The organism is Pseudocolwellia agarivorans, from assembly GCF_002000085.1.
In the GTDB taxonomy this organism is placed as follows: domain Bacteria; phylum Pseudomonadota; class Gammaproteobacteria; order Enterobacterales; family Alteromonadaceae; genus Pseudocolwellia; species Pseudocolwellia agarivorans.
This window is the reverse complement of sequence record NZ_MUZU01000003.1, coordinates 351,227-366,781: the sequence shown is the minus strand read 5'-3', so window position 1 is coordinate 366,781 and position 15,555 is coordinate 351,227. Positions and strand designations below refer to the sequence as shown.

The 15,555-nt window shown below is 36.4% G+C and carries 9 protein-coding genes; 3 read left to right on the top strand and 6 right to left on the bottom strand.

What is annotated here, in order from left to right; all coding sequences use genetic code 11:
- Positions 1 to 317: 317 nt before the first annotated feature.
- Positions 318 to 830, bottom strand: coding sequence for a hypothetical protein (locus B0X80_RS07255; RefSeq protein WP_077339165.1), 513 nt, complete (start codon positions 828 to 830; stop codon positions 318 to 320).
- 202 nt (positions 831 to 1,032) lie between these two features.
- Here B0X80_RS07255 and B0X80_RS07250 point away from each other — a divergent pair, with 202 nt between their 5' ends.
- Positions 1,033 to 1,224, top strand: a complete 192-nt coding sequence (locus tag B0X80_RS07250) for a hypothetical protein (RefSeq protein ID WP_077339164.1) — start codon at positions 1,033 to 1,035, stop codon at positions 1,222 to 1,224.
- A 112-nt stretch (positions 1,225 to 1,336) separates the two neighbouring features.
- Here the strand turns inward: B0X80_RS07250 and B0X80_RS07245 are convergent, their stop codons facing one another.
- From B0X80_RS07245 to prlC, 3 genes are all read right to left on the bottom strand, one after another.
- Positions 1,337 to 2,143 (bottom strand): class I SAM-dependent methyltransferase, encoded by an 807-nt coding sequence (locus B0X80_RS07245; RefSeq protein WP_077339163.1) that lies wholly within the window; start codon positions 2,141 to 2,143, stop codon positions 1,337 to 1,339.
- 43 nt (positions 2,144 to 2,186) lie between these two features.
- Positions 2,187 to 2,894, bottom strand: coding sequence for a DNA-3-methyladenine glycosylase I (locus B0X80_RS07240; RefSeq protein WP_077339162.1), 708 nt, complete (start codon positions 2,892 to 2,894; stop codon positions 2,187 to 2,189).
- A 104-nt stretch (positions 2,895 to 2,998) separates the two neighbouring features.
- Positions 2,999 to 5,029, bottom strand: a complete 2,031-nt coding sequence (gene prlC / locus B0X80_RS07235) for an oligopeptidase A (RefSeq protein ID WP_175623898.1) — start codon at positions 5,027 to 5,029, stop codon at positions 2,999 to 3,001.
- Positions 5,030 to 5,321: 292 nt separating this feature from the next.
- On the opposite strand from prlC, the gene B0X80_RS07230 reads away from it, so the two are divergent.
- Complete coding sequence (locus B0X80_RS07230; protein ID WP_077339161.1) at positions 5,322 to 9,884, top strand: EAL domain-containing protein; 4,563 nt, start codon at positions 5,322 to 5,324, stop codon at positions 9,882 to 9,884.
- Between the two features lie 192 nt (positions 9,885 to 10,076).
- Complete coding sequence (gorA, locus tag B0X80_RS07225) at positions 10,077 to 11,429, top strand: glutathione-disulfide reductase (protein WP_077339160.1); 1,353 nt, start codon at positions 10,077 to 10,079, stop codon at positions 11,427 to 11,429.
- A 189-nt stretch (positions 11,430 to 11,618) separates the two neighbouring features.
- Here gorA and mdoH read toward each other — a convergent pair whose 3' ends face one another.
- The gene (gene mdoH, locus B0X80_RS07220; RefSeq protein ID WP_077339159.1) at positions 11,619 to 13,724 is read right to left on the bottom strand and encodes a glucans biosynthesis glucosyltransferase MdoH; all 2,106 of its coding nucleotides are present in this window, start codon (positions 13,722 to 13,724) and stop codon (positions 11,619 to 11,621) included.
- On the bottom strand, positions 13,700 to 15,244 hold the full coding sequence (locus tag B0X80_RS07215; protein WP_175623897.1) for an OpgD/OpgG family glucan biosynthesis protein: 1,545 nt from the start codon (positions 15,242 to 15,244) through the stop codon (positions 13,700 to 13,702). The genes mdoH and B0X80_RS07215 overlap by 25 nt, the downstream gene beginning before the upstream one ends.
- Between the last annotated feature and the right edge of the window lie 311 nt (positions 15,245 to 15,555).

The window sequence follows — 15,555 nt, the reverse complement described above, 5'->3', positions numbered from 1 at the left end:
AAGAGGTATGGTTCAATTTTTAATAAACAACTTTAGAGATAATAAAAAATTAATTTTTAAAATATGTTTTATCTTTCATGTAAAGATTACAAATAAAAATACATGACTTTAATGGGAGGGTGTAAGTGAGCCATGGGATGACTAGCAAGTGATAAAAAAATAAAACGATACGTTATCGCTTTACTCTTAACTCTATATGTTTAATCAGTTTTTTATTGTTAATTTAATATTTGGGGCGTTATTTACATAATCTGCTTACCTAAACCCTACATGGGGTTTAATGATAAGCAGATTAGAGATAATGATGTGACGGGGTATTATAAGGTTGTTGTTGTCTGTTCAAGTCTCATTTTTTGGCTATTACGAATAAAGTTGGTACCTTGTTCAACTAATTGACGACCTTTTTCTATTTGTTCTTGTCCTTCATTCTCTGCTTTTTTAGATTGCGCTATAGCTGCTTTTCCTTTATTTACATTTGATATCGCTTTTTCCCATTTTTCACCGATAGCAGCTAAACGTTCGGCTTCGTATTCAACTTCTTTTGGGCTGGTTGATCTACCCGATTTTGCTGCCTCTAATTGATAATCTTGTCTTGCTCTTATTATCGCGTCATTACTCGATTGAATAAGTGCTTCTCCTTGATTAGCCTTAATGCGCGCATTTTCTATGACTTTTTCACCTTTACTAATAAGAGCTTCACCTTTTTCTGATAGTTTTTTACCTTCTGCCCACATGCCGTTTGGGTTATTCGCATAGTCTTCTAATTTTGATGTTGATGTACAGCCTGTAAATAAAATTGCTAAACATGTAATAAGTAGTATGTGTTTCATATGTATTTCCTAATATTAATTCTGCCCCACTTTTTTTGGGGCAGGGTAAAAACGTTACTGATTAGTTAGATGCGGCAATAGTAGTAGAAGTCACAAAATAATTCAGTTATTTATTTTGTGACTTCTGGTGAGTTCAATCGTCTAATTCTTTTGAATATAAATAATACTTGTGGGTATTAGTTAGTTTTTATTGGGAGATAATATGAAAACTATATTAAAGGCGGTTCTATTTTTGTTACTGGTATTTTCAGTATTCGTTATCTTTCATAATGAATCACTAGTAGATATTGCTTTGTTTCAATGGTCTGTTGAATTACCTATAGCTGCTGTTATATGTTTTGCACTTTCAATGGGGGTTAGTATCGGTATTGTATTATCAAACCCCGATGCATGAGCGAGACTAAATATTTTGAATAAGATTAATTTAAGGTTGTAGCGAGAAATGTTTTGTGTCGCTGTTAGCAAAGTATGGTTTCAGCGACACCTTGTTTTGTAGGGCATCTACCCTAAAGTTTTGGAATACCTTGATTGACATACACGTCGAATCTGTTTTTTTTCATTTTAATGCTGGTAGATGGCTTCTTGTTATCTAACGGTGGCGCATAAGTTGGGCGTTTTACTACCACTCGGTATTTCGCTATCGCTAATGCTGGCGCGAGTAATGCGTCGGCATCTAGGTCTTCACCAACAAGGGTTTGAAATACCCGCATTTCTTTTTTTACTGCCGCTGATTTTTCTCTGTGTGGGTACATAGGATCTAAATACACCACGTCAGGTTGTAGGTGTTCAAAGCTGTTTTTAGTTAAACAACTGTGCACTAATTCCATTTTGCTAATAATATCTGCTACTTCGGTATTTAATATTGCACGTGCTAAACCGTCTCCTAATAAGGCGGCTACAATGGGCATGCGCTCTATCATGGTTACTTGGCAGCCTAAAGATGCTAATACAAAAGAGTCTCGTCCGAGTCCGGCTGTGGCATCTAATACATGTGGGGTAAACCCGTGTTTTAAGCCTACGGCTTTGGCAATGTCTTGACCTCTGCCTCCACCAAATTTACGTCGATGCGCGGCAGCACCTTCTACAAAGTCGACTTTAATGGCGCTGAGTTTAGGTTCGTCTATTTTAATTAATTCAAGGGTTTGAAAATTAACTTGTAGTAAAAAAGTCAGTTGTGGGTGTTTGGTTACTGAAGCAACGTCGCCTATGTATTGTAGTCGCCATTTTTGAGCGATTTTTTTGGCTAATTCGGTATCGGTACTATCTACATAACCAACGGCAACATGGGCAAATTTTTCATTTAATTCGGTCATTTTACTTACTCATTTGGTTTGTTCATGTTGCTAGGTTTTTGTATTAGGCAACTTGTACGTTGTTATCGCCAGTTGCATAAGCAACGAGTCGGCTTAATTGACTTAACGATAAATCGCATTCGGTTTGCCATTGGTTAAAGCTGTCTTGAATGGCTTTTAAACTGGTTTTTGTTTGAATGCCGCCAGTAACAATATCGTGTGCACGAAAGTAGGCTTCAATATCTCGCGTTAATAAAAAGGTGTCTATACCTAAAGCTCTTAATGCATAAGGGCCGGTATTTCCACCTAAGCGTGCACCATTTTTTTTAAGGTAAGCCCATAAACCTATCATGTTATCGGCGGGCCAATTAACCATAAATTCAATAAAAGAATGACCATTTTGTTGTTCGTTAAACATCATTTGAGCATTAGCTTTAATGGTTTTTACTTTGTTATAATTGCGAATTATTTTAGGATCTGTGGCTTTTCTCTCCATCATTTCTTCAGGCATCATTAATATTTTTTCTAAGTTGAATTGAAAAAAATTTTCTTCAAAGTTATCCCATTTATTTTCAACTACACGCCATACAAAACCCGATTGAAATATTTTTTTGGTAAAGGCTGATAGCACTCGGTCATCAGTTAGCGTATTTTTCAATTCAGCCTTACTGAAGGGCGCAACATCAGATAACAAAAGATTAAGTGCTTGCTTACCACCTTTGCGGTCTGCAGCTCTTTGGTATAACGCTTTAAATGATTCTAATTTGTCCATGGAGTGAAGTGGGTCTTGTTAGTTAAATGAAAAATGCACTGGCCAAAAAGCCAATGCATTTAAGTTTTATCAGTATACTAAAATTTAACTTTTAGCGCGTGCCTTTAAAGAATGCCACTATGACGAAGTAGCGCATCGATACTTGGCTCTCTACCTCTAAAGGCTTTAAATAGTTCGCTAGGTTCTTGTGAACCACCTTTTTCAAGAATATTGGTTAAAAAGTCGTGTCCTACTTGTTGGTTGAATACGCCTTCTTCTTCGAATCTTGAAAAAGCATCAGCAGAAAGTACTTCAGCCCATTTGTAGCTGTAATAGCCTGCTGCGTAACCACCACCAAATATATGACCAAAACCATGTTGAAAGCGATTAAAGCTAGGAGCTTTTGTTACTGAGTATTCGGCCCTTACTTCATCTAAAATGTTTTGAATGTAGTTGGTGTTATCTTTTGAAGCATCAAAGTTTAAATGCATTTTAAAATCAAATAACGAGAATTCTAATTGACGAAGCATTTGCATAGCCGATTGAAAGTTTTTAGCTGCTAGCATTTTGTCTAACATTTCTTTTGGTAAAGGTTCGCCCGTTTCGTAATGGCCTGACATAAAGGCGAGTGCTTCAGGCTCGTAACACCAATTTTCTAAAAACTGGCTAGGTAATTCTACCGCATCCCACGGAACGCCGTTGATACCCGATACGCCACTGGCATTAATTTGCGTAAGCATGTGGTGAAGACCATGGCCAAATTCATGGAATAAGGTAACTACTTCGTCGTGAGTAAATAATGCCGGTTTACCGCCAACAGGTTTGTTAAAGTTACAGGTTAGGTAAGCGACTGGGAGTTGAATGTCGCCATTGGCTAATTCTCTACGACCTATGCAGTCGTCCATCCAAGCACCACCACGTTTTTTAGCACGTGCGTATAAGTCTAAATAAAAGCTACCGCGTAAGTTGTTGTTTGAATCAAACACGTCATAAAATTTAACGTCTTTATGCCAAGTATCAATATCGCTACATTCAGTAATAGTTAAACCAAATAGCTTATGAACTACCTGAAATAAACCGGCAACAATTTTGTTTTCAGGAAAGTAAGGACGTAGCTCTTCGTCGGAGATTGAGTATTTTTCTTGTTTCAGCTTTTCGCCGTAATAGGCTAAATCCCACGCTTGAAGGTCGGTTGCTGAAGCATCAATTGTTTTAGCAAACTCGGTAAGTTCAGCAAGTTCGGTTTCGCCTTGGCTTTTAGATTTAGCGGCGAGGTCTTCTAAAAATTGAATAACTTGGCTGGTTTGTGATGCCATTTTAGTTTCAATAGATTTTTCAGCGTAGTTATTAAAACCTAATAATTGGGCAAGTTCATGACGAAGATTTAAAATTTCGAGCATATTTTCGCTGTTATCAAATTCTCCCGCATTGGGGCCTTGGTCTGAGGCTCTAGTCGCAAAAGCGGTGTATACTTTCTCACGTAATTCACGGTTATCGCAGTAGGTCATTACGGGTAAATAACTTGGAAAATCTAGGGTGAACAACCAGCCAGATAAATTTTGTTCAGCGGCGAGTGCTTTTGCTGCTTCTTTTGCGCTTTCGGGTAATCCTGATAATTCATCCTCATTAGTAATATTGATGGTGAAGGCTTGTGTTGCATCCAATACGTTATTACTAAATTGTGAGCTAAGCTCAGATAAGCGCGTTGATATTTCGCCATAACGTTTTTGTTGATCATCTGCCAACGCAATACCTGACAATTTAAAATCGCGTAAGGCATTATCTATTACTTTTTTTTGAGCTATATTTAAAGTGTTGTAATGCTCGCTGTCGGCGAGTTGTTGATAAGCTTGATAAAGTGGTTTGTGTTGACCAACAAAAGTGCCGTATTCAGACAGCAAAGGTAAACACGATTCATAAGCTTCTCTTAGTTCATCGCTGCTTACTACAGAGTTCATGTGAGAAATAGGTGAAAATAATTTTCCTAAGGTATCGTCTACTTCATCAATGGGTTCTACTAACGTTTGCCAAGTGTATTCAGAGGTTGAGGAGAGCACATCTTCAATGACTTTTTTACAGTTTGTGATGGCTTGTTCAACGCTTGATTTAATATTTTTCGGTAAAATTTCTGAGAATACGGGTAACGAATGTGCCATAAGTGATGACCTAGTGATTAGTAGTAGAGTATATGTAATTACTCTCAACGTATATTTCAAGGTTTGGCGAAAAATTAAAGATTTTTTGAGTAATGCCTTTTGATGATATTGGCTGGTAATATGAATAAATTGTGTGGTAAGTATATAAAAAATAGTTTTTTTTGGTGTTGTCATTTGCTATAAAAAAGTGTTCTATGATAGAAAGGTATCAGTTGTTCCGACAAGCGTTGAAAATTTTTTTAATTTGTCTATAAAATGGAATTGCCATGAATACAGGTAGAAATTCAGTTATATGTTGAAGACAATTAATACAACATTTTTGTTGTTTGTTTTATTTTTAGTTAGTGGCTTATTCACTAGTAAGCTATATGCGAATGTTAATAATTTAAGCCTGTCTCAGTTAAGTGTTGATGATGGTTTATCACAAGGCACCGTTAATTCTCTATTACAAGATTCTACCGGATTTATGTGGTTAGCCACTGAGAGTGGTTTAAATTTTTATGATGGTTACTCTTTTCGAACATTAAAAGGGCCGCAAGGTGACTTTGATTCATTTGAAATTAGAATTTTGCTTGAAGATTCTGACGGGCTTTTATGGATTAACGTATTAGACCAAGGTATTTATACTTACAATCCTAAAACCACTCAGTATCAATTGATTGTTGCTCAAGCATTATTAAATAAAAATGAATATATTTCTCATGTGTTAGAACACGACAACACGTTTTGGATTTCTTCTTCTAAAAAAATATTTACCTTTAAAAAATCTGACAGCACAGCAGTTGAGGTACTAGATCTATCGTTAGAATTAATAAATGATAATTGGATACATCATATAGTGATGAATAATGATTATTTGTTTTTAGCGACGGATGTTGGTCTTTTTGTTTACCACACGATTCAGAATAAATGGAAAAAACTTCCCGATATTAGCAGTAAAGGGCAAAGTGTTGCGGCGGTTAGAGAATCAAAAGTTTATAAGCTGCATACCTATCAAAACAATTTATATATTGGTACGTACATCAGTGCTTTAGTGCTAGATATAAGTGAGATTGATGCTTTTTTTCTTCAAGATAAAAAACTACCCAAATATAAAAAATTAGCTGAGGGAATAGCGATTTGGCAATTTTATCAAGATGGTGAAAAACTTTATATTGCAAGTCATCAAGGCTTATCCGTTATTTTATTAAAAGAAAATAGGCTCGAACATTTATTTGGGTTTACTGATGCATTTGATAACGCATCAGACAATATTATTCGTTCTATAACGAAAGATCGTAATGGTGTTTTTTGGTTAGGGACTAATTCTTCTGGTGTTTATTTATGGGATCCATCAACCGAGTTAGTGACTAATTTTACTTATAATCAAAAAAGTTTTGGAAGTTTAAGTTACAACGAAGTATGGAAAATATTACCCCACCATAAAAACAAAGACTTATTTTGGGTTGCTACCGGTAACGGACTAAATTTGGTTAATGGAGTTAACCAAAAGGTAAAATCTTATTTAGCCGTACAAAATCGTAAAGAACTTTATGGTGAAAGTCATATTTTTCAGATGGCTTATTATAATAACTATTTAATTCTAGGAACTTATAAAGGTATTACTGTCTTTGACACAATAACTCGTAAAATTGTACCAAATGCTTTTTCTCCTGAAATAGATAAACTATTTCATTCTGAAGTAATAAACTTTTTTGTTGATGAAAATAACTTACTTTGGCTTGTTAATTCTCAAGGTATTTTTAAAGTAATGCTTGATGAATTTAAGGTGGAAAAATTTTTTGATGCTGCTTTAGATAAAAATTATAAAAGTGTGAAACAAGACGTAAATAACATACTAGGTTTTTTACCCAATAGTTCAATGCTATTGTTTTCAAATAACGATTCTCTTTGGGGAATTGATATAACGACAAAGCAATCGCAGCGTCTCTATCAACATCCTCGCACCAATATTTCAGAGTGGTCTTACATTGATAATTGGGTGATAGATAAAAGCCAAACATTATGGCTTAGCTTCGTTGGAAAAGGACTTATAGGATTATCGCTTCCGGACTTTAAGCCAACGTATTATTATTCAAGTAGTAATTCTCCTATCGATAATAATATTTATAATTTAAAAATAGATAATGAGGGGGATATTTGGTTTTCAAGTCATGATGGCCTTTTTATGATGAACAGAGAGAGCCATCATTTTAGAAATTTTGGCGTAAAAGATGGCTTAGTAAATAAAGAATTTAATGGCGGTGCTGGTGGCGTTGTTAATGGAAATAAGTTCGCTTATGGTGGTATGGCTGGATTGAGCCTTTTTGATCCTATAATCTTTAAAAAACAGCAATCGCAAAACACTTCCAGTTTTAAGTTAAAAGTAACGCACGTTAATGTCTTATCAAGAGAATTAAATTTACCTATAACATTTGAGCCCGATCAAAAGATACTTCTGAATTATAACGATGTGGGAATACGGGTTGATTTTTCGGCGTTTACATTTGGTAGAAACAATGAGGTTAAATATCAGTTTAAACTGATGGGACATGATAATGTTGAATACCCGTTAACAAGCGAAAATAGTATAACCTTTCCTACATTAGCGTCAGGTAATCATACACTTGAAGCAAGAATTAAATCGCCCCTAACGGGAAAATACTCGGAACCTGCCCGAATTGTTTTTTCTATCAGTTATTCACCTTGGGCCTCACCGTTTGCTTACTTTATTTATTTGTTTGTAACGTTATCTATTATCACTATCTGGATATATAAACGTCAATTACAAAGAAAAGCTTTGCTCAGCATACATGAAGAAGTGAAGTATCGAGAAAATCGACTACAGCTCGCCCTTATTGGAAGTAACAGTGAAGTATGGGACTGGCAAGCACATAATAATTTGATTTTTGCCAAGCGGGCTACTGAAGATTTAGGGTTAAAAAAATATGGCGATTCCTATTCGTTTGAAAAGCATGTAGAACTTATTCACCCTGATGATCAAGAAAACTTTATTGGGCGATGGAGACTCTTTTTAAATCAAAAGAATACGGAAGGTAACTTTAACTGTACTTACCGACTTAAGAGTAAAAGTGGTCAATGGCTATGGTATAAAGATTTAGGAAAAATTGTTGAGTTTTATCCTAATGGTAGTCCTTCTCGAGTAACGGGTTCGTACACTAATATTACTGAAAATAAAGCCGCGGAAGAGCGTGCTCTATATTACGGTGATGCGTTTAAACAGACCAAAGATTGGGTATTTATTATTAGTGAAAACTTTACTCGTGTAACGGCAAACCAATCGCTGTGTGATGTTTTTGGCTGGGAGAAAAATGAATTTGATTTTAATAATGAATTATTTGGTTTTAATAAAGACCAGCGTAAAAAATATCGAGAGGTTTTTTCGTCTTTAAATGAAGGAGAACACTGGAGAGGTGAGGAACGTATATTTATCAATAGTCAGGTAGAATATCATGTTATTTTAAATATTACGGTTAGTCGAAATACCACGAATAACCAGCTTCACTACATTTGTGTTTTTACTGACATTACCGCTCAAAAAACAGCAGAAAAAGAATTACGGTATTTAGCCAATTATGATCATTTAACCAACCTACCTAATCGTTCTTTTTTGTTAGAACGCATTCAAGACGCAATGAACTACTCACATAAAAAGAAATCCTCTATTGCGTTATTTTTTATCGATCTTGATCGATTTAAACAGGTAAATGACAGCTTAGGTCATGATAACGGTGATTTGCTGCTGAAAGAAATAACAGTAAGATTAAACTCTATTTTACGTGCTAGAGATACTGTTGCGCGTATTGGTGGAGATGAGTTTGTTGTTTTACTTGAATATTTTAAAGGTACAGCCCAGCTTAGCCAAATTGCTCAAAAAATGATAACCACCATAGGTGAACCTGTTAATTTGAACTCTAATATAGTGAGTGTAGGCGCTAGTATAGGTATTGCTTTATATCCAGACGACGCAAAAAACTCAGATGAATTATTGCATCATGCTGATATTGCTATGTATTACTCTAAACAGTTAGGTAGAAATACCTATCAGTTTTTTACTGAACGTATGAATCAAGAAGCTACCGAAAGGCTCCAGGTTGAATCTAATTTAAAACAAGCGATTTATAATCAAGAATTTGTAAATTATTATCAACCTATTGTAAACCCATTACTTAATCAAACGATAGGTTTAGAATTATTACTGCGTTGGCAAAGTAAAGGTGGATTGATTTCACCTTTAGTGTTTATTCCTAAAGCAGAAGAGTTAGGTTTGATTATTACCATCACAGAACAAGTGGTAAACATTGGCTTACAACGTTTGGTTGAGTGGAGAAAACATAATCAAGAATTGTTTTTATCAATCAATATATCGCCGTTTCACTTTGTTAATGACAATTTGTATCCTTTTATTAAAGCACAACTTAAAAAGTATGATTTACCGCCAAGCGCTATTAAGTTAGAAGTGACTGAAAGCGCATTAATTGCTGAGCCGAAAAAAGCAATAAGTACAATGAATGCTTTGTCGGATCTAGGTATTTTAATGGCATTAGACGACTTTGGTACGGGCTATTCGTCCTTATCTTATTTAAAGCAGCTTCCGCTACATGTGATTAAAATAGATCGTTCATTTGTCTCCGGTATTGGTGTAGATGATACCGATGAGGCAATTGTGGATGCAACCATAGTGTTAGCTAAACGACTTAACATGAAATGCATTGCTGAAGGGGTTGAAACACAAGAACAACTTGACTATTTATTGGCGCGTCAATGTCATAATATCCAAGGATATTTATATAGTCGTCCAATGGATGCAGCAGGTACAACCCAATACCTATCAAAAGATTCTGACGAGAAATAAACATTATTTTTGTATAATGGTTTAACTAAAGTCGTTACTTCTTGCGGTTATCAATTAATATATTGATAACCGAGAGCTTAAACACTTTTCATTAAAGCGACTTGCACATAATAATGTGGACTGTACGAAAGCATTTTTACCTTTCTTCGGTCTGCACAGTTAACTTATTTAAATTTACTTATCGAGGCACACATGACTCAACATTTTGATTACATTTCTATTGGTGGTGGTAGTGGCGGTATCGCATCTGCTAATCGCGCAGCTAAACTAGGCAAAAAAGCGGCGGTTATTGAAGCCAAATATATTGGTGGAACCTGTGTTAATGTGGGTTGTGTACCTAAAAAAGCGATGTGGTATGCAGGGCAAATTGCGGATGCACTCAACTATTCAGCAGACTTTGGATTTAAAGCACCATTACAAGGCTTTGATTGGTCAACATTAGTTAAAAACAGAGAAGCGTATATTGAACGTATTCATGCAGCGTATCAGCGCGGCTTTGATGCGAATAATGTAACGGTAATTGATGGTTTTGCAACGTTTGTGAATAAAAATACTTTAGAAGTTAATGGCGAGCTATACACCGCTGATCATATTACCATTGCAACAGGTGGTCGCCCAAGTATTCCAAATATTGAAGGCGCAGAATACGGCATAGATTCAGATGGTTTTTTTGCTTTAACAGAACAACCTAAAAGTGTTGCTGTAATTGGCGCTGGTTATATAGCCGTTGAGTTGGCTGGCGTTTTTCATGCGTTAGGTACCGATGCACATTTATTGGTAAGAAAAGAAAAACCACTACGCGCTTTTGATGAAATGCTAAGTGATACTCTTGTTGAACAAATGGCGAAACATGGACCAACATTACATACCAACAGTACACCGAGCCGAATTGAAAAACATGACGATGGCCAAATTACCGTTCATCTAGAAAATGGTCAATCAGTTGGTCCTGTAGAAAAACTGATTTGGGCTATTGGTCGCGAGCCTGCAACCGACAATATCAACATTGAAGCGACAGGAATCGAATTAGATAAGCGTGGTTTTATACCAACAGACAAATACCAAAACACCAACGTTGATGGTATTTATGCTGTAGGCGATAACACCGGCCGTGCTCAACTTACTCCTGTTGCCGTAGCGGCAGGTCGTCGTTTATGTGAACGTTTATTTAACAACAAGCCTGACGAGCATTTAGATTATTCAAACATTGCTACGGTAGTATTTAGCCATCCGGTTATTGGAACTGTAGGTTTAAGTGAAAAAGAAGCGATTGCTGAACACGGCGAAGCAAACGTAAAAGTATATAACTCTCAGTTTACAGCTTTATATCAGGCGATTACTGAAGACTACCGCGATCCAACACGCATGAAGCTTGTTTGCGTAGGTAAAGAAGAAAAAATTGTTGGTATTCACAGCATTGGTTTTGGTAGTGATGAACTCTTGCAAGGCTTTGCTGTAGCGATGAAAATGGGCGCTACTAAAGCTGACTTTGATAATACTATTGCAATACACCCTACGTCTGCCGAAGAATTTGTCACTATGTAGCTTTTTGGAAAGCTAAACGCTAGTGTGTGAAATTTGGAAGCATTATTACCAATTTAAAAGCCAGCTACATAAGTAACTGGCTTTTTAACTTTCGCTAAGTGAGAAAAACTTAACGGACTTGCTATATAACCGTTATCATTCAAGATGCGCTCTGAAATAGTCTCTTGATTGGTAACGGGTATAAAAGTGCTAAGCCACTTTTAGCGCTAACTTTTTTAATAATAAAGGTTCGCATAGCACTTCCATTAATTCTTGCTTAGTAAACCAATCAAGCGCTTCTTGCTGTAGGTTGGCATCATTAATTTTACATTCAGCACTTATTTTATTTATATTAGGTTGGCCTCGTTTAGGTTCCGGTGCTTGTCCTGCCATATTAAAATGTGCTTGTTGAAGCTTGCTATTATTTAGTAACGCAGCAATATCAAGATGTTCAATATCTTTTTGTAAAGCTTCAGAAAATTGATCGCGCTGCTGCATAATAGGCAACTCTTTCACCTCTTCTGGTATATTTAAAATACCAAAGAAACGAAACATTTTTGCTAATGTTCTACTACCACTTAGCGCGGATAATGGAATCGAAAAAACTAAGCCAATTACCGTAGGCGATAACCATACAAGCAACATAGGTGAGTAATAATACAAAACAGCGGTAATACTTACCCCTATAACGGTATGCCAAAAGTGCTGCTTACATAACAGGCCCCAAGGCGCTCCTTTGTACTGTCGTTGTTGAGTAGCCCAGCCTGAATCACGGCCTCTAAAAATATCAAAAATATGTTTACTGTGAATTAGCATAAAAATAGGAGCATAGAGAATTGAAAAAAACATTTCAACAATAGCACCCAGTGTAAGCCTAATAATACCAAGAGGTTTACGTAACGGGCTATGAAAAAAAGCTCTTAATAAGCCTAATGCTTTAGGTACTAATAATATAACCATAGTAAACATAAACAGTAAAAGCATGCGTTCAGAATCAAACAGCGGCCAGTTCGGAAATAGCGAATATTCGTCGGTAAAGTATTCAATATTGACATAGTGTATTTGTATTGCCATAACAATACCGACCAGAATTAGCGCTAACCAAAATGGCGAAGCCATATATCCCATAACGCCTGTTATCATATGAAAACGATTAGGCCAGCGGAGTCCTTTAGCTTTTAATACGGCTAAATGCTGAATATTTCCCTGTGCCCAACGTCGGTCACGAATAGCAACATCAGATAAACTAGGCGGGCTTTCTTCCCAAGAGCCTTTTAGTTCAGGCAGCATTCTCACCGACCAACCCGCTCTTCGCATGAGAGCAGCTTCAACAAAATCATGAGATAAAATATCACCTTTAAAAGGCTTAATACCGCCCAGAGTGGGTAAGCCGGCTGTATCAGCGAAAGCTTTCACACGAATAATTGCATTATGCCCCCAGTAATTACCATCGTCTCCTTGCCAAGCAGTTACGCCACGCGCCACAATGGGACCATAAATAGTCCCCGCAAACTGTTGTAATCGTGCAAACAAGGTATCACCACGATATAGGCACGGTAGGGTTTGAATAATACCGCTATTGTCATCAGTGGCCATTTCTTCCATCAACGTTTTTAATGTATCAACAGAGAGTAGGCTGTCTGCATCAAGCACTAACATATAGTCGTAACGTGCGCCCCAACGGCTAACAAATTCATGAACATTGCCCGCTTTCTTGGCCTTGTTATCGTGACGTCTTCTATACCAAACATTAACTTTACCAGCCAAAGCATCTTTTAACCGTTGAACAGCGGCCGTTTCTTTAACCCATACATCAGGGTTATTAGAATCAGAAATGATAAATATTTCAAACAGATCACCTAGTCCTTCTGCTGCAATATTTTCACCCATACTATATAGAGCGGCACATGTTTCACTAGGATCTTCATTATATGTAGGCATTAAAAGAACCGTTTTTTTACCGGAAATGCTCGCTCTTTTTTTAAACTGAGATTTACCAGAAAAAACAAATCCACACACTGCAGCACATGCCGCTAATGCAATCCAAACAAATGTTATAGCAAACAAACTTACCATCGCCCATTGAAGTGCGGTAACCATCCCTTCAGAAACAATTAATACCATTTGATAAGTTGCGTATCCGGTTAAAGATAACGCGCCACCAAAAGTGATAAGCCTTGCTACTAAAGCTCTCCATCCCTGCCAGCGATGTTTCACATTAAGATTTTTTTTAAAATCTTGTGCTGGCATATCTAGTTTTGCTTCGGGTGGTATCGCTTGTTCTTTCAAGTTTATCGTGTCCATCGGTAAAGCCATGTTTCACCCCATTGCTTATCTTTATTTGTTAACGAAACTCTCAGTTCAGAAACGTCTTCTTCACCGGCTTCAAACTTAACGACTACTCTTAAATGACCATTTTCAGGAATGACTTTACTGATAGTTCCTACAATTTTGCCTGTACTACTTGAAGCATTAATGATCATGTCTGCGGGAATGCTTTTCCCTTCATAATCTATAACAAAGTCACGAACAGTATTAGAACCAAGAGCACGCCCAGAAGCGGTAGCTACAATTCGACCGTCATGTAATTCTGCTGGAACTGAGTTCCCCCAAGATACTTTGTAAGAAAAAGAGCGTTCTTCGCCTGCTTTTAAAGGTTCTTTGGGTTGCCAAAAAGCCACAATATTATCGTGAATTTCCGCATTTGTTGGAATTTCAATTAATTCAACATGACCTTTACCCCAATCAGATATAGGAGTAACCCAAGCAGACGGTCTTTTTTGATAATGTGCTTCGATATCTTCAAAGTTGGTAAATTTACGACTGCGTTGCATTAGCCCAAAACCTTTAATAGCCTCATCTTCAAATACGGATACTTCTAAACGACGAGGGTTTGCTAATGGTCGCCATAATTTTTCGCCGTTACCTTTTATCATAAACAAGCCATCAGAATCATGAACCGCTGGACGAAAGTCATCGAATCGAGTTGTATTGATAGGGTTAAATAAAAACATAGAGGTTAATGGTGCTACACCAAAAGAAGGTATGTCTTTACGAGGAAAAATAACGCTTTCTACTTTGATTTCTGTGTTTTTCCCTGGAGATGCGGTAAAAGTAAAAGCTCCAGTAGCTGAGGGGCTTTGCATTAAGGCATGAACAATTAAATATTTGTTCTTTTTACTCGGGCGCTCAATCCAAAATTCAGTAAATTCTGGAAACTCTTCACCAGACGGTTTTGCTGTATTAATTGCTAAACCCCGCGCAGATAATCCATACCAATTTGACTCTCCAACTGCTCTAAAATACGTACCTCCTTGAAAAACCATAAACTCATCCCACTTTTTAGGCGTATTTATAGGATGAGTAACACTGAAGCCTGAATAACCTTTGGCTTCTGATTTTTTAATATCTTGAAGTTCGTCATTGTAATTAAAAATATCGGTTGTATATAAAATGCGGCGAGAAACACCACCAACGACTAAATTTAATTTAACGGGTGTTTTAAATAAAAAACCTGGATGAAGAGGTGTAAGCCTAAAATTACGATCTTCACGAGACCATATAGTTGCACCACGTTCAAACTGTATTTTTTTATATTCGTCGTAACTCATTTTACTTAATGGGTTATCTTCAGGTATCCGCTGTAATTTATAATCTTGAGACGCAAGCTCTTTTGCTTTATTTTTGAGCCATTTTCGGTCAAAGCGATAAGTAGGGCGTTCTTGTTTCTGTTTAGCTTCTTGAACTTTATTCGTATCGTTTTGTGCCAATACATTATAAGAGGACGTTATTGCTAGTGCGGCTAGTGCCGCTAACAAATTGATTCGCTTTTTCAAAGTCATTCCTTTTTACATTGATTAACTGATATTGAGTTGGTAAATCTTATTCAATGGTCAGTATGTAATAACAAGTTAACCCGAATTCGGGATGATAAATTTTGTAATTTACTGATTTATAGATAAAAGGTCGCAAATATAAAGAAATATTATCTAAATGACACGTTAATTATTTCTTAATGTTGAAATTTATTCGCATAACAAGGGGTTTTTATTGTTAATCGCATTATAAGTAAAGACTCCTTTATGATTACAGGTATTTATATAATCTTGATAATGCAGAACTTGTACCGATATTAACAACAAGATAA

Excerpts from the sequence above, each read along its gene's own strand:
- B0X80_RS07255 (WP_077339165.1), bottom strand. The coding sequence starts at position 830 with ATGAAACACATACTACTTATTACATGTTTAGCAATTTTATTTACAGGC.
- B0X80_RS07250 (WP_077339164.1), top strand. The coding sequence starts at position 1,033 with ATGAAAACTATATTAAAGGCGGTTCTATTTTTGTTACTGGTATTTTCA.
- B0X80_RS07245 (WP_077339163.1), bottom strand. The coding sequence starts at position 2,143 with ATGACCGAATTAAATGAAAAATTTGCCCATGTTGCCGTTGGTTATGTA.
- B0X80_RS07240 (WP_077339162.1), bottom strand. The coding sequence starts at position 2,894 with ATGGACAAATTAGAATCATTTAAAGCGTTATACCAAAGAGCTGCAGAC.
- prlC (WP_175623898.1), bottom strand. The coding sequence starts at position 5,029 with ATGGCACATTCGTTACCCGTATTCTCAGAAATTTTACCGAAAAATATT.
- B0X80_RS07230 (WP_077339161.1), top strand. The coding sequence starts at position 5,322 with ATGTTGAAGACAATTAATACAACATTTTTGTTGTTTGTTTTATTTTTA.
- gorA (WP_077339160.1), top strand. The coding sequence starts at position 10,077 with ATGACTCAACATTTTGATTACATTTCTATTGGTGGTGGTAGTGGCGGT.
- mdoH (WP_077339159.1), bottom strand. The coding sequence starts at position 13,724 with ATGGCTTTACCGATGGACACGATAAACTTGAAAGAACAAGCGATACCA.